21 protein-coding genes are annotated in these 18,895 nt (G+C 72.6%); 1 reads left to right on the top strand and 20 read right to left on the bottom strand.

Going from position 1 to position 18,895, the window contains the following annotated elements:
• Positions 1-39: 39 nt before the first annotated feature.
• Together AMY39116_RS0302200 and AMY39116_RS0302205 are read right to left on the bottom strand one after the other, a co-directional pair.
• Positions 40-660: a TetR/AcrR family transcriptional regulator gene (locus AMY39116_RS0302200; RefSeq protein WP_020416086.1), complete on the bottom strand. Its 621-nt coding sequence runs from the start codon at positions 658-660 to the stop codon at positions 40-42.
• Between the two features lie 79 nt (positions 661-739).
• On the bottom strand, positions 740-1,597 hold the full coding sequence (locus tag AMY39116_RS0302205; RefSeq protein WP_020416087.1) for an oxidoreductase: 858 nt from the start codon (positions 1,595-1,597) through the stop codon (positions 740-742).
• A 120-nt stretch (positions 1,598-1,717) separates the two neighbouring features.
• Between AMY39116_RS0302205 and AMY39116_RS0302210 the strand changes: the two genes are divergently transcribed.
• On the top strand, positions 1,718-2,233 hold the full coding sequence (locus AMY39116_RS0302210; RefSeq protein ID WP_020416088.1) for a DUF305 domain-containing protein: 516 nt from the start codon (positions 1,718-1,720) through the stop codon (positions 2,231-2,233).
• On the opposite strand, the gene AMY39116_RS0302215 is transcribed toward AMY39116_RS0302210, so the two are convergent.
• The 18 genes from AMY39116_RS0302215 to AMY39116_RS0302300 form a co-directional block, all read right to left on the bottom strand.
• Positions 2,211-3,176, bottom strand: a complete 966-nt coding sequence (locus AMY39116_RS0302215) for a nucleoside hydrolase (protein WP_020416089.1) — start codon at positions 3,174-3,176, stop codon at positions 2,211-2,213. The two genes, AMY39116_RS0302210 and AMY39116_RS0302215, sit on opposite strands and share 23 nt — an antisense overlap.
• Before the next feature lie 31 nt (positions 3,177-3,207).
• Positions 3,208-3,618, bottom strand: a complete 411-nt coding sequence (locus AMY39116_RS0302220; RefSeq protein ID WP_020416090.1) for an SRPBCC family protein — start codon at positions 3,616-3,618, stop codon at positions 3,208-3,210.
• Between the two features lie 90 nt (positions 3,619-3,708).
• Positions 3,709-4,734 carry an ester cyclase gene (locus AMY39116_RS0302225; protein WP_193354331.1) on the bottom strand — a complete coding sequence of 342 codons (1,026 nt, stop codon included), beginning with the start codon at positions 4,732-4,734 and terminating at the stop codon, positions 3,709-3,711.
• 89 nt (positions 4,735-4,823) lie between these two features.
• Entirely contained in the window at positions 4,824-5,855 is a 1,032-nt protein-coding gene (locus AMY39116_RS0302230; RefSeq protein WP_020416092.1) for a hypothetical protein, read from the bottom strand.
• Positions 5,856-5,900: 45 nt separating this feature from the next.
• Entirely contained in the window at positions 5,901-6,575 is a 675-nt protein-coding gene (locus tag AMY39116_RS44565) for a hypothetical protein (protein WP_020416093.1), read from the bottom strand.
• Between the two features lie 69 nt (positions 6,576-6,644).
• Positions 6,645-7,271 carry a TIGR03085 family metal-binding protein gene (locus AMY39116_RS0302240; protein ID WP_027935553.1) on the bottom strand — a complete coding sequence of 209 codons (627 nt, stop codon included), beginning with the start codon at positions 7,269-7,271 and terminating at the stop codon, positions 6,645-6,647.
• A gap of 26 nt (positions 7,272-7,297) precedes the next feature.
• Positions 7,298-8,245 carry a nitroreductase family protein gene (locus tag AMY39116_RS0302245; RefSeq protein ID WP_020416095.1) on the bottom strand — a complete coding sequence of 316 codons (948 nt, stop codon included), beginning with the start codon at positions 8,243-8,245 and terminating at the stop codon, positions 7,298-7,300.
• Positions 8,246-8,591: 346 nt separating this feature from the next.
• Entirely contained in the window at positions 8,592-9,188 is a 597-nt protein-coding gene (locus AMY39116_RS0302250; protein ID WP_051123456.1) for a ClpP family protease, read from the bottom strand.
• Between the two features lie 70 nt (positions 9,189-9,258).
• Positions 9,259-9,924: a response regulator transcription factor gene (locus tag AMY39116_RS0302255; RefSeq protein ID WP_020416097.1), complete on the bottom strand. Its 666-nt coding sequence runs from the start codon at positions 9,922-9,924 to the stop codon at positions 9,259-9,261.
• Positions 9,912-11,087 carry a GAF domain-containing sensor histidine kinase gene (locus AMY39116_RS0302260; protein WP_020416098.1) on the bottom strand — a complete coding sequence of 392 codons (1,176 nt, stop codon included), beginning with the start codon at positions 11,085-11,087 and terminating at the stop codon, positions 9,912-9,914. The genes AMY39116_RS0302255 and AMY39116_RS0302260 overlap by 13 nt, the downstream gene beginning before the upstream one ends.
• Positions 11,088-11,102: 15 nt before the next feature.
• Complete coding sequence (locus tag AMY39116_RS0302265; protein ID WP_020416099.1) at positions 11,103-12,173, bottom strand: amidohydrolase family protein; 1,071 nt, start codon at positions 12,171-12,173, stop codon at positions 11,103-11,105.
• Positions 12,174-12,181: 8 nt separating this feature from the next.
• Positions 12,182-13,282, bottom strand: a complete 1,101-nt coding sequence (locus tag AMY39116_RS0302270) for a zinc-binding dehydrogenase (RefSeq protein WP_020416100.1) — start codon at positions 13,280-13,282, stop codon at positions 12,182-12,184.
• 18 nt (positions 13,283-13,300) lie between these two features.
• Positions 13,301-14,590 (bottom strand): phenylacetate--CoA ligase family protein, encoded by a 1,290-nt coding sequence (locus tag AMY39116_RS0302275; RefSeq protein ID WP_020416101.1) that lies wholly within the window; start codon positions 14,588-14,590, stop codon positions 13,301-13,303.
• A gap of 254 nt (positions 14,591-14,844) precedes the next feature.
• Positions 14,845-15,834, bottom strand: coding sequence for an LLM class F420-dependent oxidoreductase (locus AMY39116_RS0302280; RefSeq protein WP_020416102.1), 990 nt, complete (start codon positions 15,832-15,834; stop codon positions 14,845-14,847).
• Entirely contained in the window at positions 15,821-17,278 is a 1,458-nt protein-coding gene (locus AMY39116_RS0302285; RefSeq protein WP_020416103.1) for an aldehyde dehydrogenase, read from the bottom strand. Before AMY39116_RS0302285 ends, AMY39116_RS0302280 begins: the two co-directional genes overlap by 14 nt.
• Positions 17,279-17,409: 131 nt before the next feature.
• Positions 17,410-17,754, bottom strand: a complete 345-nt coding sequence (locus AMY39116_RS0302290; protein WP_020416104.1) for a DUF1801 domain-containing protein — start codon at positions 17,752-17,754, stop codon at positions 17,410-17,412.
• A 26-nt stretch (positions 17,755-17,780) separates the two neighbouring features.
• A complete protein-coding gene (locus AMY39116_RS0302295; protein ID WP_020416105.1) occupies positions 17,781-18,335 on the bottom strand; it encodes a dihydrofolate reductase family protein in 555 nt (184 codons plus the stop codon).
• 12 nt (positions 18,336-18,347) lie between these two features.
• Positions 18,348-18,857, bottom strand: coding sequence for a cupin domain-containing protein (locus AMY39116_RS0302300; protein WP_051123457.1), 510 nt, complete (start codon positions 18,855-18,857; stop codon positions 18,348-18,350).
• Between the last annotated feature and the right edge of the window lie 38 nt (positions 18,858-18,895).

Here is an 18,895-nt window from a genome sequence, read left to right on the forward strand (position 1 = left end):
GGTGTGTCACACCCACCCGCGCCGGACGCGGCGGATCGGTCAGGGCTCGATCCCCGCGGCCCGCAGCCACACGACCTGACAGGTCTCGGCTGCCTGGTCGAGCGCCTCGCGGGACACCGCTGACGCGTGGTAGAAACTCCGCTCGATCATCCAGCACAACGCGCGCGCGACGGCCCGTGCGCCGTCCGGCCCGTCGTGGTCCGCGGCACCGGCGCGGATCAGGATCGCGGTGATGGCGTCGATGAAGATCTCCGCGGTCTCCGTCCACAATGCCCCGATCTCGGGGATGATCGAGGCCTGGTCGATCGCGACGCGCATGATCAGGCCGTGCTCACGCCAGCGGTCGCGGGTGCGCCTCATGGCCGTCTCGATCGCCTCCCGCGGAGGTGCGGGATCGTCGGCCGCGGCGCGGGACTTCTCCCGGAGCGCCTCGACGTTCCTGGCGAAGAGCGCGACCAGCGCCTCCTGCTTGGAGCTGAAATAGAAGTACATCGACGCACGGGAAAGCCCCGCGCGTTCGGCGATGTCGTTGATCGTCAGCGCATCGAAGCTCTTCACCGCCAGCAGGTCCTCGAGGACTTCGAGGATCTTCAGCTCACGCAGGTCTCCTTTGGACGGCGCGCCGGCCCGCCGCCGCCCCGCTTTGACCGGATCAGGCATCGCCCGCCCCTCCTCTTTCCGTCGGCACCGCTTACGGTGGCACAGCCCGGCCGTCGCGTCTCCGGCCGGGCCGTCACGATCAGTTCGCCGCGATCTGGTGTCCGTCGGGGAAGTCCGTGGACCGCGACAGCTCTTCCCACGCTTCGATGTCCGCGGCCACCGCGGCCCGACCGCTCGCCACGAGACGCAACGCGTCCGAACCGAGCAGGAGGTGCACCGGCGGCTTCTCCGCCTCGATCACCTTGAGCACGGCCTCGGCGGCCTTGGCGGGGTCGCCGAGCTGGTTGCCGCTGGCCGCCTGCCGGGCCGCGCGGATCGGATCGAACAGCTCGTCGTAGTCCGCGATCGACCGCTCGCTCCGCACCATCGAGCGGCCCGCCCAGTCGGTGCGGAACGAACCGGGCTCGAGGATGGTCACCCGCACCCCGAGTCCCGCGACCTCCTTGGCCAGGGTCTCCAGCATGCCCACCACCGCGTACTTGCTGCTGCAGTAGTACGCCAGTCCGGGGACGGTCATCAGCCCGCCCATCGAGCTGACGGCGAGGATGTGCCCGGAGCGCCGCTTGCGCATGCCCGGCAGGACCGCGTGGACAGTGGCCGCCACACCGAAGACGTTGGTGTCGAACTGCGCGCGCAGTTCGACCATCGAGGACTCCTCGAACACGCCCTCGTGGCCGTAGCCGGCGTTCGCGATCAGCACGTCGATCGGTCCGACGGTGCGCTCGACCTCGCCGACCACGTCGAACACCGCTTGGTCGTCGGTCACGTCGAGCTGGCGCGCGTGGGCGAGTCCGGGCGCGAGGGCCTCGAACTTCTCCAGGTCTTCGGCTTTGCGCACGGTGCCGACCACGGTGTGACCGGCCGCGAGCGCGCCCTGCGCGAAGGCGCGGCCCAGGCCACTGCTCGCGCCGGTGATCAGGAAGGTTCGCTTCGTCATACCCGAAACTCTACACGACGTTGAAACAAACCGACACTGTGTCGACGAACCGCGCGTTGAACCGCCCGGACGGGCCGGACGTATCCCCCGTCACCGGACGAACCCGACGACGGAGGACAGATGCGTCTACTGATCGTGCTGCTCGGACTCGTGCTGGCCGCGTGCGGGACCGCTCCCGCGAGCCCCGGCGGCAACGACGCGGACATCCGGTTCGCGCAGGAGATGGTGCCCCACCACGAGCAGTCGGTGCGGCTGGCCGGGCTCGCCGAGCAGCGGGCGGAGTCGGGGTTCGTGCGCGCCACCGCGCACGAGATCGCCGAGGAGGAGACCGCGGAGATCGCGCGCATGAACGGCTGGTTGCGCGACTGGAACGCAGGCCACGGCGGCGGCCACGCCGGGCACACGATGCCGGGCATGCTGCCGGAAACCACGTTCACCGCGCTGGAGGACAGCTACGGCGCCGAGTTCGACCGCGCCTGGCTCACCACGATGGCGCAGCACCTCGGCGCCGGCGTGGCGATGGCGCAGGCTGTGCTCTCCACCGGGCAGCACGCGGAAACCCACGCGCTGGCCGAGGAAATCGTGCGTGAACAGCAGGCCCTGATCGGCGAGATCAACGCGCGGCTGGCCCGCTGAACGTCTCCAGCAGCAACTCGGTCAGCACCTCCGCCCGTGCCCCGAACGCCACCCGCGCGTTCGGCTCGCCGGTCGCGTTAGGACGGACGTCCATCACGGTGCGGCCCACGGTCAGGGCGCCGGACGTCTCGACCTCCACGCGCACCGGGCGGGTCGTGATGACCTCGGGCCGCACCAGGTAGGCCACGCACACCGCGTCGTGCACGGGCGCGGAATCGGGGGCGTTGACGCCGCGGCCCGCGGAGTAGGCGTCGATGCGGCGGGTGATCAGGTCGGCGGCCGCGCGGCCGGCGGCGGTGTCCAGCCCGGCGAGCTTCGCGCAGTCGGCGCGGGTGACGAGCGCCTGGTGCGTGGCGTCGAGCGGGACGAGCGTCAGGCGCGGGAACCCGGCCGAGAGGACCATCGCGGCGGCCTCCGGGTCGGCCCAGATGTTGAACTCGGCCGACGGGGTCACGTTGCCGTAGGCGTGCGCGCCACCCATGATCACGATCTCGTCGACGGCGTCCCGCACGCCCGGGTCGGCGGCGAGCACCGTGGCGATGTTGCTCAGCGGCCCGACCGGCACCAGCGTGACCGGCTCGGTCGCGTCGCGCAGGGTGTGCAGCAGGAACTCCACAGCGGATTCGTCCCGCGCGGCGGTCACCGGCGCGGGCAACGGGAGCGCGGAGCCGTGCATGTCCCGGTCCGAGTCGCGTTCGAAGTGCGTCTGCCCCGGGAAGCCGCGCCGCGCGATCGGGTGCGCGAGGCCCGGGTGCACGGGGATGTCCGGCCGCCCGATGGCGTCCAGCACGCGCAGCGTGTTGCCGGTGGTGGCGGACAGCGGCACGTTGCCGTTGACCGTGGTCACCGCGGCCAGGTCGAGGTCGGGGTGCAGGGCGGCCAGCATGATCGCGACCGCGTCGTCGGTGCCGGTGTCGACGTCGAGGATCACCTTGCGTGTCACACGGGCAGCGTCCCACAACGGGAGGCCGTGATCATCCCGATTCCGCGGCGCGCCGGAGCCCGTCGGCCTCCATGGTCACGAACCGACGGATCCGCGCGCCGAACAGGAGCCCGGCGAGCGGGGCGAGCGGACCGCGCTGCTCGACGCCGAGGACCGCCGTCACCGCGCCGTCCCCGCCGGCGGTCAGCCGGTGCCGGCCGACCGACGTGACGCCGCGGGCCTGGGCCTGCCAGGTGAAGCTCCGCCGGTCGGTCAGCTCGGTGACCCGCCACACGAGCGGCGCCAGCCCCGGCTGCTTCACCACCGCTTCGCTGCCCACTCGCAGCGGGCCTGTGGTCCGCAGCCGGACCGAGGCCATCGACGCCGTCCAGGTCGGCCACTTCGCCACGTCGGTCAACACGGCCCAGACGGCGTCGATCCGCCTGGTGACCTCGAACTGCATGGCCGGACCGTAGCGGACGCGGCGACGACCGGGTACCGCCGGACGCGGTTTCCCGCAGTGGCAGGAAACCCCGCGTCCGGCGGCCGGTGATCAGGTGTCGATCTTCCCGAGTTGGGTCAGCAGTTCCAGCTGGTCGAAGTAGAGGTGGCTGTCGGTCATCTTGCCCGCCCCCACCCGGTGCACCTCGCAGAACGGGATGTCCACCGTCCGCTCGGTCGGGGCGATCTCGCCGGCCGGGGTGACCAGCGGGCCGGTGTGGGTGCCCTGGAAGCGGCCTTCGAGCACGCCTCCGTTGTCGTCGCCGTAGATGGCCACCACGGTGACCCGGTTGTCCGGGAACGCGTCGTGCCACGTCGACCACTCCGCGTCCAGCGCCTCCCGGCCGGCGAGCCGGAAGCCGCCGGGGGCGCGCATTTCGAAGGCGGACTGGTCGGTCATCGCCTGCCAGCCCTCGCGGTCGCCGGCGTTCCACAGGTCGGTCCAGCGCTGGGTGAGGCTGTTGGTGCCGCCCTCGCGGACGGTGGTGAACAGCAGCCGGTACTCGCCGACCGACCGCACCTGCGCGTGGATCCGCGCGAGCGTGTCGGCACGCAGCCGGGCCACGCCGGCGCGGCTGGCGGCCAGGTGCTCGGCCGTCTCGTAGGCCGCGATCACCTGGCAGCGGCCCTGTTCGCGGTCGACCAGCATCTGCGCGCTGCACAGCCCGTCCATCTTCATCAGGCCGGGCAGCGCGGTCTCGCGGAACGCCTGGACCGCCGCGCCGATCTCGCCGGGCGGGCAGTCGATGGTGGTCATCCGGATCCCCGCGCCGGGACCCGGCCTGCTGCGGCGCGCGAACACCGCGACCTCGAAGTGGTCCACGGTGATCATGCCGTCGGCCAGTTCGGCGGCCTCCTTGCGGGAGGCCTCCACGGCGTGCTCGGACAGCGTCATCGATTCCGCGGAGTCCCAGTAGGACCCGACGACGGTGATGCCGAGCGTGTTGTCGGTCAGGACGGCCAGCCCGCGGTTGCCGGCCTGCGCCTCCACGAAGGGGCGCACGGTGGTTTCCAGGTAGTGCGTGACCTCGTCGATCCGGGCGGGGTCGCCGATGAGCGTGTTCATTCGTGCGTACACGGAACCCTCCCTGGGAAGTGCTGGTGGTGCCCGGAACCCTCCAGCGTCGTCCCCGGCGGTGGCGGTGGCTAGGGCCGAAAGACCGGGGCTCAGGCTCCCGGCTGGCCGCCCTCACCGGCTGCCGGCGGGGTGGGCGCCGGCGCGTCCTCCGCGTCCCCGGGATCGGCCCGGTAGGCGTCCAGCGCGCTCAGGCCCGGCCGGAACCCGGAGCTGACGAGCTCACCGAGCAGACGCCACATGGCGCGCTCCTCGTCGAGCGTCCGGGGCAGCGTGAGCGCGAGTGCGGCGGCCAGGGGTTGCCGGCCGAGGTTGACCATCGCGCAGACCGCGCCGGCCCATTCGTCGGTGGCCACGACGGCCAGGCGGTACCAGATCACCATCAGCGGCAGCAGGCCGATCATGGTGGCGGTCACCAGCCAGGGACGTACCGCCGCGCCGACGGCGAGGTCGACGGCGGCGGCCCCGGCGACGACCAGGTGGCCGTAGAGCAGGCAGATGAAGAAGTCGACGCTCATCCGGGCCTCGTCGGTCTGCTTGCGCACCGGTTCGGGGACGGCGGCGTTGAGTTCGTGCCACAGCACTTGCGAGTCGAGCCGGTACCGGTCGTACCCGTACTCCTCGAAGCGCCGGATCGCGTTGCCGAGCCGGGTCGGCGCGACCTGCCCGTCGTCCAGCGGGTACCGGTGCAACCGCTCGTCCAGCACCGCGAACCACACCGGGCCCCTGCGGAGATCCCGTGCGAGGTGGCGGCTGATGACCGGGTGGGCCCGGAAGGCGTTCAGCGCGGCCCGCTCGTCTTCGGTCAGGTGGCCCGCTCGTTCCCGCCCGGCCAGGGACGCGGCGTCGAGGCGGTTGCGCAGCAGGTGCTTGCGGGCCAGGTGCCGCCTGCGGCGAACGCGGGCAAGCCATTTGGGCCAGCCGAGGTAGCCTTCGAGGATGCGGTAGAGCGGGGTTTGCAGGGCCGCCAGGACCAGGCCGAGCACCGCGGTGGCGAGCAGACCGAAGATCACGGACCGGGCCGCCTGGGCTCCGAGCGCGTCGAACCTGCTCAGTTCCGGCACCACGACGAAGCCGAGGATCAGCACGTTGATCAGGCTGGGCAGGACCCAGCCGACCAGCAACGCGCGCCCACCGCCCAGGGCGCTTTGGAATATCCCCGTCACTGGCTACCCGCGTCGCCGCCGCGGCGCGAACACCCGGCGGAACCACGGCTCGCGCACATCGTCGTAGGGCCCGGGGACGCCCGCCTCCGGTGTCGCCGCGGCAGCGGACTGCGCCACGACCTCCTGAGCCAACGGTAGGGCGCGCTCGTACAACCCGTCCAAGAGCGCCTGCCGCCGCTGTTCGGCGGGATCTTCGTAAAACCGCGGGCCTGCCGAAGGGCGCGCGCCGATCCGCCCCTCCGGCTGGGCACGGGGCGCGGGCGAAGGCTCGTCGAGCGTCGCGACGGGCTCGGGCGGAGGCTCGTCGAGCGTCGCGACGGTGACGTCGAGCTGTTTCTTCGACACGGCGAGCAGCACCTCGACTCCCCTGCTGGTGTGCGTGGCGAAGGACGCGTTCGCGACCCGGCAGCCCTCGAGGTACGCCGCGAACGCGACTCGCGGGTAGTAGGGGGCGATGCGCGGATCGGCGTCGGCGCCGCGGAGCACCATCTGCGCCCACTCGGCCATCACGGGCGCCACACTGGCGTCGAGCTCGTCCACCACCACCTTGAGCGTGGCCCGTGCGCGTTCTTCCTCTGCCGCGTCCGGCCTCGTTCTCGTCCCCTCGCGGCGCAGTTGATCCAGAGCCCGGCCGAGGGCCTCGTGCACGGTCCGGACCACCCGCTCAGCCTCAGTCACGCGCTCAACGTACTCGAGTTGCTACTGACAGTCCGCGAAATCGCGAAATTCGCGACCGGCAGGGGCCGTTCAGATGCCGCGGCCGGCTTCCTTGAGCTTGTCGACGGCCGTGGAGTCGCCCTCGAACTCGACGCGCACGGCGTCCCGGCCGAAGACGAACAACAGGAGTTCCACCGGGTCGCCGGTGACGGTGACCTGCTCGGCGCCGCCGCGGACGGTGGCTTCGCGGCCGTCCGTGGTGCGCAGGGTGACGCCGACGGGCACGCGTCGCAGGTTGAGCTTCGCCGCGCCGCGGGCGGCGCGCCAGGCGGCGGCGTCGCGGGCGGGGTCGGCGGGGCGCGGTTCCCAGCTCGGCCGTCCGCGACGCACGTCCTCGTGGTGGACGAGGAACTCGGCGGTGTTGGTGAGCTCGTCGAGCTTGCCGATCGAGGTGGGCCAGTACCAGGCGGGACCGCGCCGCACCCGTTCGACCAGGCGGGACCACGGCTGCGCGGCGATGCCGTCCTGCACGCGCCGGGTGTGCCCGGCCAGCGGCGGCAGGAGGATGCCCAGCGCGGCGTCGGGACGGCTCTCCCGCACGACGAGGTGCGCGGCGAGGTCGCGGGTCAGCCACCCGTCGCACAGGGTGGGCGCGTCCGGCCCGGTCTCGTCCAGCAGGCGGCTCAACTGACGACGTTCCTCGGCGGCGACACCCATGACGCCACCCTACCGGGCGGTAGGGCTCAGGACGGGGCCTCCGCGAGGTGGTGCGTCACCTGGTCCACCGAGCGGCGGCGGGTGGCCGGCGCGCTGAAGCCGTAGCCGAAGCGCAGCACGGCCTGCGGGTGGGTGGGCCGTCCGAGCAGGCGGCGCAGGCTGGACCGCATCGCCGGGACCTCGACCGCCTGCGACAGGAACGACACGCTCACCCCGGCGGTGGTGGCGGTGAGCAGGACGCGTTGCAGGGCCTGGCCGGTGCGGACCTGCGCCAGCGGCACGTCGGTGTAGGAGGACAGCACGGCGAGCAGCGGGGTGCGCTCGTAGGGCCGCTCGCCGCCGCCTCCGCCGAAGCGGCGCAGCGCGAGCTGGGTGCCGGGTTCGGCGCGTGGACCGCCGGCCACCAGCGGCACGCCGTCGTCGCGGGCGCCCTCGGTGACGGTCCAGCGGGCCAGTTCGTCCTGGAACCGCGGGTCGGCGCGCTGGGTCCGCTCCGCGCGGCGCAACAGCATGGCAAGCTCACCGGTGAGGCCCGGCTCCCGCACCAGGGTGAGCTCGGCGCCCTCGGCGAGCGCGGCCCGCACCAGCGCCTCCCGCACGTGCGGGGGCACGGTGCGTTCGGTGAAGGGGCGCCGGTTGCTGCGGCGGTAGGCGATCGCCCTGGCGAGCGCGTGGTCTTCGGGACTCGCGGCTCGCGGGCCGCCGGCGCGGACCGTGGCCAGCCGCACCGGATCGGTGTGGAGTTCCACGACGGGCGTGCGCCCCCCGGCCCGGATCGCGACACGCAGGTTGAGGATCGCGGCGCCACAGGACAACCGTGCCTCGCGCCCGTCTGGGTCGGCTGCCTGCAGGACGCGGTCGCCGTCGAGGAGGACGTCGATCCGGTCGCCGGCGACCTCGAACCGCCAGGGCTGGGAGTTGTGCGGCGACGGCGCGCGCACCGCCGCTTCGAGGGCGGAGCGGATCACGGACATGTGGTTCTCCCGGGGCGGGCTGGAGTGCTTGCCCGGTCCACTGTTCCCGGGCGCGGCCGCGCCGCGGCAGAGCACAAGGTGCCCGACAGCGGGGACTTCGGTCCCTTCGGTGTGCAGCACTCCGCCTGGCTCGTCGGCTGGTTCCGCGCCGGGACGTGCCCGAACGACAGGTCCCGGCGCGATGATCGCCGTAAACGGCGGGGGCAACATCTGCGCCGCACCGCGGTCCCGGCCACCGCCCGCCGCGCATCCCGCGCCACCGCCCGCCCGCGCCACCGCCGCACGGTCCCGGCCAGGCGCGCACGTTCCCGGCGCCGCCCGGTGCCCGCGGCGACTCGTGTTGTCCCTACGCGCTCACCGCCTCCTCGTCGGCGCCCACGATGTGGTCCACGAAGCCGTAGGCGAGCGCCTCTTCGGCGTCGAACCAGCGGTCGCGGTCGGCGTCGGCCACGATGCGGTCCAGCGGCTGGCCCGTTTGGCGCGCCGTGATCTCCGCGAGGCGGCGCTTCATGCGGCCGAACACCTCCGCCTGGATCGCGATGTCGGTGGCCTCCCCGCCGATGCCCGCCGACGGCTGGTGCATCACCACCCGCGTGTTCGGCAGCAGATAGCGCTTTCCGGGCGTGCCGGAGGACAGCAGGAACTGGCCCATCGACGCCACGAAGCCCAGGCCCCACGTGGAGACGTCGGGCTGGATCAAGCGCATCGTGTCGTAGATCGCCATGCCAGCGGTCACCGAACCGCCCGGCGAGTTGATGTAGAAGGTGATGTCCTTGCGCGGATCCTCGGCCGCCAGCAGCAACAGCTGCGCGGTGATGCGGTTGGCGACCGCGTCGGTCACCTCCGAGCCGAGGAACACGATGCGGTCGCGCAACAGCTGCTCGAACACCGAATCGTCCAAAGAGGCCGACACGCTCGCCGACGGAAGAATTCGCAGAGTCATGCCCCGATCCTAGGCGGCACAACCACTTCCGGACAGGCGTGTTCGCCCTGAGCGTGTTCGCCACAAGCGATCAACCCGCGTCGATCAGGCCCTCGCGAATCGCGAACAACGCCGCCTGCGTCCGCGACGGCAACTGCAGCTTCGTCAGCACGTGGCTGACATGAGTGCGCGCCGTCCGCTCACTGATCGACAGCTTCGTCGCGATCTGCCGGTTGGACAGCCCCTTCGCGACCAGCGCCAGGATCGTCCGCTCGCGCGCGGTGAGCGCCGCGAGCCCCATCGGCGGCGACACCAGCTGCCGCGTCAGCCGGGCCGCCACCGCCGGGTCCAGGTGCACCTCGCCTCGCGCGGCGGACCGGATCGCGGCCGCGACCTCGTCCGGGTCGGCGTCCTTGAGCAGGTAGCCGGCCGCCCCGGCCTGCAGCGCCACGTGCACGCGCTCGGTCTCGCCGAAGCTGGTCAGCACCACCACCCGCACGCCCGGGTACTTCGCGGTGATCGCCTTGAGCGCGGTGATGCCGTCCACCTTGGGCATCAGCACGTCCATCAGCACGACCTGCGGCAGCTCGCCCTGCGCGGCCAGCCGCGCCAGCTCCGCCAGGGCCCGCTCGCCGTCGGCGGCCTCGGCGACCACCTCGATGCCCTCGGCGCTTTCCAGGTAGGCCGCGATGCCGCGCCGCACCACGGCGTGGTCGTCGACCACCAGCACCCCGATCACGCCGGTCACCGCGGGCACGGCATCCGCACCCTGACCCGGCACCCGGCGGCGGTGTTGCCGATCTCCATCGTTCCCCTCCAGCGCTGGGCTCGTTCCCGCATGGACACCACGCCGAGCCCGCCCGCGGGCGGCCCGGTCAGCCCGATCCCGTCGTCGCAGATCTCGACCACCAGTTCCCCGCCCGCCCTGGACACGCTGACCACCGCGGTGGTCGCCTGGGCGTGCTTGACGACGTTGTGCAGGCCCTCCTGCACGATCCGGAACACGTCCTCGGCCTGCTCGGCGGGCAGTTCCGGCTGCTCGCCCGACCAGAACCGGATCTTCACCCCGGAGGACGCCTGCACCGACTCGGCCAGCGTCCGCACCGCCTCGCCGAGCCCGCGCCCCGCCAGCTCCAGCGGGTGCAGCTGCAGCACCAGGCCGCGCAGGTCGGCCAGCGCCTGCTGGGCCAGGTCGAGCAGTTCGTCGGCGATGTCGCGCACCTTGCCGTCGCCGGCGTGCGCGCGCAGCGCCTTGGCCTGCATCCGCATCGAGAACACCTGCTGCACCACCGAGTCGTGCAGCTCGCGCGCCAGCCGGGCCCGCTCCTCCAGCCGCGCCTCCTGCCGGGAGCGGGCCAGCAGGTCGGCCGAGTCGACGGCCATCGCGGCCTGGTCTGCCATGGCCTCCAGGAACTCCAGCATCTCCCCCGCCGGGTCCTCGCCCGGCGAGTAGAACGCGTTGAGCACACCGACCGCGCGACCGCGCACCACGAGCGGGACCGCGGCGAAGGTGTCCCAGTCGGGGGCGCCCATGATCGCGTGCAGCGGTCCCCACGCGGGATCGGCCAGCACCGCGGCCTTGCGGTGCGGCACGACGATCCGCTTCTGCGCCTGGAACGCCTCGACGAACATCAGCCTGGCGCCCAGCCGGCGGCACTCCTCCAGGCGTTCGGTGAAGTCGTCGGCGTCGGTGAACCCGGCCTTGCCGACGACCCGCATGGTGCCGCCCTCGACACGCAGGATCTGCACGGCCGCGATGTGCGTGGCCTGCACGACCTCCCGCGCCACGACGTCGAGCGTCACGCTCAGCGAGGCCGCGTCGGCGACGCTGGACGCGGCGCGCGCGATCGCGGCGAGCCGGCGTTGCCCGTCACCGGCCGTCCGCGCACCGCGGTGGCAGGCGCTCGTCAGTTCGGTCAAGCTGGACCCCTTCGTTCAGCGGCCCCCAGTCTCACCAGCGCGAGCGCCCGCACGCAAGGGATCCGCGACAGATGTCCTACTCCGGACGGGCGGGTCGATGCCGAGCCAGCGGAACGCGTTGTGCCACAACAGGTCCGCCTCCTGCTCCGGCGGCAGCCCCAGCAGGCGTGCGGTGCGGCCGGCCGGTTCCTCGCGCGGCATGGCCGGGAAATCCGAGCCGATCAGCAGCCGGTCGGCGCCGAGCAGGTCCACCAGGTAGCGCAGGGCGCGGACGTCGAACACCATCGAGTCGTAGAAGAACCGGCGGGCGTACTCCAGCGGCGACGGGCCGTCGTCGGGAATGATCGCCCTCTCCCGCACCGGGGGCTCCTCGTTCCAGGTGCCGCTCCAGAAGTACTGGGCGCGGGTCACCATCAGCGGGAAGCCGCCCGCGGCGTGGCTGAAGGAGATCCGCAGGCCGGGGCACTTGGCCGCGGTCCCGCCGCTGATCAGCGAGGCCGCCGCGAGCGCGCCCTCGATGCCGACCACGTAGGTGCCCATGGCCGACGCCGGCAGGCGGTCCATCGGGGCGGGCATGGCGTGCACGAACACCGGCAGGTCCAGCCGCTCGGCCTCGGCGAAGAACGGCAGGAAGCGTTCGTCGCCGATCGAGGCGCCGAGCACGTTGGACGCGATCTCCACGCCCCGCAGCCCGGCCTCGGCGATCGCGGTCAGTTCGGCGGCCGCGGTGTCCGGGTCCTGCATCGGCACCATCCCGAACCCGGCGAACCGCGTGGGGTCGGTGGCGCACAGCTCGGCCGTGAACTCGTTGACGTGCCGGGCGAGCGCCAGACCGTCCCCGAGGGGCAGGTCGTAGCGCAGCAGCGGCGGCATCGGGCTGAGGACCTCGAAGTCCACCCCGGACGCGGCCATCTCCTCGATCCGCCGCTCGGCGTCGAAGAAGGCGTCCCGGGCGCGGAACCGCAGCGACCCGAACAGCAGCTCGCGGGCGGTGTCGCCGTCGACCGGCGTCATGCGCGGGAAGCACTCGGGGGCGTCGGCCGGGTAGTCGCGGGGCAGCAGGTGGGCGTGGGCGTCGGCGAGCATCGGGCTCCTCACGGGTGGACGGAGACGTGGACGGCGGACTCGCCGGGCACCTCGCCGGCTAGGGTCTCCATGGCCAGTGCCGCCTGTTCGAGGCCGAAGGTGTGGGTGTGCAGCTTCGCCAGCGGGTAGCGGCCGGATTCGATGATCGCGATGGCCTGCTTGTTGGCGGTCGCGTCCACCCCGAACGCGCCGACGACGGTGAGCGCGCGGTTGATGATCAGGTCGGTGGGCACCGGGATCTCGCGGCCGCCCTTGAGCCCGGCCAGCACGACCCGCCCGCCCTGCCGCGCGGCCTTGAACGCGTCGGTCACGGGCGCCGCGGCCATCGGGGTCAGTTCCAGGACGACGTCGGCCATCGCGCCGCCGGTGACGTCGCCGACGAACTCGACGGTGTCCACGGCGTCGTCGCCGTCCACCACGATGGCGTGGTCGGCGCCCAGGTCGAGGGCGAGGTCGAGCTTGTGCCGGTCGGACGCCAGCCCGGTGACGATGATCGTGCCGGCCCCGGCATGCCGCGCGGCGATCACACAGGACAGGCCGCGCTGCCCGGCGCCGAGCACCAGCACGGTGTCGCCGAGACCGACCTGGCCGAGCCCGCACGCCCACCGCACCCCGGCGCCCAGCGGGTTGAACATGGCCGCGACCTCGGCCGGCACCGACTTGTCGATTTTGTGCAGCACCGCGCCGGGCGAGAGGTAGAGGTGCTCGGCGAGCCCGCCCCACAGCGACGGCGCGACGTCGATGCCGGTGACGCCGTGGCCGCGGGTGCGGTTGGGGCAGAACTGGTAGCGGCCGGTCAGGCAGTGGTGGCAGGACCGGCACGGGATGATGACCTCCAGCGCGACCCGGTCCCCCGGCTGCACGCCCCACCGCTTCGCGGCTTCGTCGCCGATCTCCTCGACGATGCCGAGCGGTTCGTGGCCGGGGATCACCGGGCCGCCGGAGCCCATGCGCAGGTGTCCCTTGTAGGCCTCGACGTCGCTGCCGCAGATGCCGTTGGCCTCCACGCGCAGCAGTCCGGTGTCTGGTCCGATCTGCGGGCGCGGGAACTCCCGCATCTCGATGGCGCGCGGGCCGGTCTGCACGGCGGCGCGGACGGTTTCTCCCATGGCGAGGCGCCTTTCTGGTCAGCCGGCGAGCCGGGTCAGGCGGGACTTCATCTCGGAGCGCTCCAGCGATCCGGGCGGGACGAGGGTGACCGCGGCCCGCACCGACAGCCGGGAGCGGATCAGGTGCTCCAGTTCGCCGCGCAGCTGGTCGCGGTCGCCGGGGTGCTCGCCCCATTCGGCCTCGACGGACAGCGGCGGTTCGACGCGCGGGCCCGGTCCGGGCAGCACGATCTGCACCGCGCCGGTGGTGCGCGGGTGCAGGGTCTGCACGAGGTCGCGCACGGCGGAGGGGAACACGTTGACGCCGAGCACGATCAGCATGTCGTCGGTGCGGCCGACGCAGCGGATCAGCGGGGCGTCGTCGGGGGCGAGGCCGGTGACGACGACCCGGTCGCGGGTGCGGAACCGGACCAGTGGGCAGCATTCGCGGTCGACGGAGGTGTAGACCAGCTCGCCGGTCGCGCCGGGCTCGGGGACGACGGGCCGGCCGGTGTCCGGTTCGATCAGCTCGACGACGACGTGCCGCCCGCCGGTGAACCGCATTCCGCCGGTGCCCGGTTCTTCGCCGAACAGGACCGGCGCCATGTCGGCGTTGCCCAGGCCTTCGGTGACCGTCGCGCCCCATTCGGCTTCCACGTGCGCGCGGAACGCGGGCTCTCCCCCGCCGGGCTCGCCGCCGACGAACACCTTCCGCACGCCGAACTCGCGGGGGTCGCGGCCGTGCGAGCGCAGGTACTCGGCGAGGTAGCGGGCGTAGGACGGGGTCGAGTGCAGCGCGGTGACGCCGAGGGTTTCCAGTGCCAGCAACGCTTTCTCCGACGCGCCGGTGCCGATGGGGACGACGGTGGAGCCGATGGATTCGAGCGCGTCGCGGATGGGCAGACCGCCGACGAACAGGGTGAGCCCGGCGCCGTGCAGGACGACGTCGTCGGGGCGGGCGCCCATGGTGCGGAAGGCGCGGGCGACCATTTCGGTCCAGGACTGGGCGTCGCGGCGGGTGACGCCGACCCAGCTGGGTTTGCCGGTGGTGCCGGTGGAGGCGTGCACGCGGATCACGTCGGCCAGCCCGGTGCCGGCGTGGCGGCCCAGCGGCGGCGCGGCGGCCTGCGACTCGCGCAGCATGGCCTTGGTGGTGAAGGGCAGTTTCGGCAGGTCGGCGAGCGAGTCGACGGCGGCGGGCTCGACGCCGTGCCCGGTCCAGAGGTCCGCGTAGAACGGCGACCGCGCGGGCAGCTCCCGCAACTGTCCGCGCAGCGCTGCGGTGACGGCCTCGCGGTCCGCGGGCGCGACGAAATCGGGTGTGACCACAGGAGGACCTTTCTTGTGAAGCGGCGGAGCCGCTTGCGGTGGGCCGTCAGCCGGCACCGCCGCGGGCTCTGGGCGGCCCAGCCGCGCGGAGCGCGTCCGTTGAGGGTGGTGGTGGGCTGGCGGGCGGGCGGTTCCTCGCGAGGACAGCGCCGACGTGGTGATGGCGCTGTCGCGCGGAGCGCGTCCATCAGGGGTGGTGGTCGGGCCGGCGGGTGGGAATTCATGAGGAGGCGATCCCACAGCGAGGGGCCGTCTCAGGTTCCGCCACCCGCACCGCCACGCAGGCCGCGTCCTACTGGCATCGCCGTGAGCGCGGGCCGCGCGACGTGGGGAAGGACTTCGGCGCCGAGCAGGGCGATGTGCTCGAGGTCGTGGATGTCGTAGATGTGCAGGTACACGGTGTCCGCGCCGGCGTCGGCCAGGTCGCCGATCCGGTCGACGACCTGGGCGGGGGTGCCGACGGCGGCGTGCTCGCGGATGAAATCGGAGCCGATGATCTCGCCGCGGCGGGCGGCTTCGGCGGGGGTGGCGCCGCAGGCGACGGGCAGCACCGCGGACAGCCGCGGTTCGGCGGGGTCGCGGCCGATCGCCTCGCAGGCCCGGTGGAAGGTCGCGTAGCGTTCGCGCAGGTCGCCGCCGAGGGCGCCGTTGAACTCACTGGCATAGCGCGCCGCGATCGCCGGTGTGCGCCTCGGGCCGCTGCCGCCGACGATGATCGGCGGGTGCGGGTGCTGGACGGTGCGGGGCGGGGTCCGGTTGTCGTCGATGCGATAGTGCTTGCCGTCGAAGGAAAACGGGCTCGTGCGCCACAGGCCGGTGATGATCGCCAGCTGTTCCTCCAGCCGGTCGAACCGCTCGCCGGTGCAGGGGAACGGGATGCCGAACGCGGCGTGCTCGCGTTCGTACCAGCCGGTGCCCAGGCCGAGTTCGGCGCGGCCGCCGCTCATCTCGTCGAGGCTGGCGACGATGGTGGCGAGGATGCCGGGCTGGCGGAACGTGGCGGCGCCGACCAGCGCGCCCAGCCGCACCCGGCTGGTGTCGCGCGCGAGGCCGCCGAGGGTGGTCCAGCAGTCGGTGGGCCGGTAGGTGGTGTCGGCGGGGTCGACGCCGAGCAGGTGGTCGGAGCGGAAGAACGCGTCGAAGCCGGCGTCCTCGGTGGCGCGGGCCAGGGCGAGGATGTCGTCGTAGCGGGCACCGTGGCGGGGCTCCATGAGCACCCGCAGCCGCAGGTCAGAGCGTGCCACGCAGCGACACCGCCTTCACCTGGGTGTAGTCGAGCACGGCGTCGGCGCCCATGGTGCGGCCGAAGCCGCTGCGCTTGTAGCCGCCGAACGGCGCGCCGGTGACCCCGGCGCCGAGCGCGGCGTTGACCGCGACCTGCCCGGCCTGCAGTCCCTTCGACATCCGCACCGCGAGGCCGAGGTCCCGCGTCCACACCGAGGCGACGAGGCCGTATTCGGTGCCGTTGGCCACTTCCAGAGCGTCCTCTTCGGACTCGACCGGGATGACCGACAGCACCGGGCCGAAGATCTCCTCCTGTGCGATGCGCATGTCCGGGGCGACGTGGTCGAACAGCGTCGGCTGGACGAAGAACCCGCGGTCGAACCCGTCCGGCACGCCGCCACCGAGGACCAGTTCGGCGCCCTCCTCGCGGCCGAGGCGCACGTAGTCCAGCACGCGGGCGTGCTGCTTGGCGTTGATGAGCGGGCCCATCTGGACCGGCTCGTGCCACGGCCCGACCCGCACCTTCGCCAGGTGCTCGGCCAGCCGCCGCACCACTTCGGCGTGCACGGACCGCTCGACGACGACGCGGGACCCGGCGGCGCAGATCTGCCCGGTGTTGAGCGTGATGCCCATGGCGATCGCGGGGATCGCGGCGTCCAGGTCGGCGTCGGCGAAGATCACCTGCGGGGACTTGCCGCCCAGTTCCAGGTGCAGCGGCACGAGGTTGCGCGCGCAGGCGGCCATCACGAGCGAGCCGGTTTCCGGGGAGCCGGTGAAGCTCATCCGCCGGATGCCCGGGTGCACCGGCAGTGCCGCACCCGCTTCGCCGCCGTAGCCGGTGACGACGTTGACCACGCCGGGCGGGATGCCCGCGTCGAGCGCGAGCCGGGCCAGTGCGAGCGGCGTGAGCGGCGCGTCCTCGGCGGGTTTGACAACGATCGTGTTGCCCGCAGCGATGGCGGCGCCGACGTCGTTGACGAACATCGGGCCGGGCGCGTTCCACGGGATGATGCTGCCGACCACGCCGTAAGGCTCGCGCAGGGTCAGCCCGAGCACGCCGGGGCCGGCGGGCAGCGACACGCCCTGCACCTTGTCGGCCTGCCCGGCGATGAAGGTGAGGATCCGCGCCAGCGGCGGCGGTCCCCAGTGCGGGCGGCCGACCTCGCGCGATTCGAGCTGGTCGATCTCGGTCTCGTGCTGCTCGATCAGCTGCACCCACCGCAGGATCAGCTTGGCGCGCTCGGTGGCGGGGGTGTCGCGCCAGGCCGGGAAGGCGGCCTGCGCGGCGGTGACCGCGGCGTCGACGTCGGCGGCGCCGCCGCGGGGAACCCGGGCGAGGACTTCGCCGGTGGCCGGGTCGAGCACGTCGATGCTGTCCCCGCCGGCCGCGGGGACCCAGTCGCCGCCGACGAGGTGGGTGTTCTCCGTGACCAGGGCCCCTGGGCCCGGCAGAACAGTCGTCATAACCGCTCTCCTCGCTGTTGGTGAACCCGACTCTGCCGGGCCCGCGGCGAGCGGAGCGAGGCGTCTTTCGCGACGCGGAAAGGGTTCGCCGGGTGCTCCCGCCGACGCGGACGGGAGCACCCGGCGGAGGGTCAGAGCTTGCTGCTGGTCTTGGCGAGGACACCTGCGAGCAGGTCGTAGTCGACGTCCTGCCCCTCGGTGATGTCGGCGGCCTTGCGGTCGCCGTTGCCCAGGGCTCTCAGGACTCCCTTGACGGGCTCGATGTCCCCCGCCTCGAACACCATGAACGACACCTTGTTGCGGGCCACGTGGATCACCGCGGCGTGCTTGCCGTTCTTCAGGAAGTGCGGTTTGCCGTACTGCAGCGCCTCTTCGGCGTCCGGGATGGTGGCGTGGACCATCGAGCGCAGCTTGGTGCAGACCTCCGCCTGCCAGGGCAGCGTCTTGGCGATGTAGTCGGTGACTTCGTTGTGCACGACGTTCTCCTCCGTGGTGGTCGTTGTCAGGACTTGGCCGTGGCCGGCCGGTAGGTGTGGACGACGGCGCCGGTGCCGAACACCGTCGTGTCGAGCAGGTCGAGGGTCATGGCGCTCTCCTCGCGGAACAGCGGCTCGCCTTTGCCCTTGACGACCGGGCACACCCAGATCCGGTACTCGTCGAGCAGGCCTGCCGCCGCGAGGGCATCGGTCAGGCGGCCGGTGCCCCAGATCAGAATGTCGGCGCCGTCCTGCTCCTTCAGCTCCGCGACCCGGGCGACGAGATCGGCCCCGGGGATGACGACGGTGGGGTTCCAGGCGGACGTGCCGACCGGCTGGGACGCCACCACGTACTTGGTGATGCTGTTGACGTGGTCGGCGTAGGGGTTGCCGCCCATCTGGGGCCACGCCTGCGCCATGCCTTCGTAGGTGACGCGTCCGAGCAGCAGCGCGTCGGCGGCCGTGGTCATCGCGAACGCGTAGGCCTGCGCTTCCTCGTTCGAGTACTGCAGCGACCACTCGTGCGGGTTGTCGATGAAGCCGTCGAGGGTGGCGTAGGTGGAGGTGATGATCTTGCGCATGGGTTTGTCTCCTTATCGGCCGGACTGGCGGGCGTTCCGCCAGGTGGTGCTGTCGACGAAGTGGTTGTCGTAGCGCTCTTGCGCGCCGAGGACGGTTTCCGGTCCGGCGGCGCCGGTGCGGACCTGGTCGAGGAGCCGGAAGTACCCGAACCGCTCCACGCCGGGGGTGAACACGATCAGCAGGTCCGCGCCGGACCCCGGCGCCGCGCCGAAGGCGTGGACGGTGCCCGGCGGGACGAACAACAGGTCGCCTTCGCACGCCGTGACGATCTCGTCGCCGACCAGCACCTGCAGGACCCCGCCGAGGACGAAGAACGTCTCCGCGGAGGTGCGGTGGTAGTGCGGCGGAGCGCCGTCCTGGCCCTCCCCCAGCGTGGTGCGGGTGGCGCTCAGGAAGCCACCGGTCGACGACACGTCAGCGAGCAGGGCGACCGTGTCCGGCCCCGTTCCCAGGACCTCCGCCTCGTTGCGCGGCACCAGGAGGGGCGGGACCTCTCCGGTGGCGAGTGGTGGTGTGCTCATGTCCGTATAGTCACACAGCCTGATAGTAAGCTGTCAAA

The sequence above is a fragment of the Amycolatopsis sp. ATCC 39116 genome, from assembly GCF_000231075.2.
Classification (GTDB): Bacteria; Actinomycetota; Actinomycetes; order Mycobacteriales; family Pseudonocardiaceae; genus Amycolatopsis_E; species Amycolatopsis_E tucumanensis.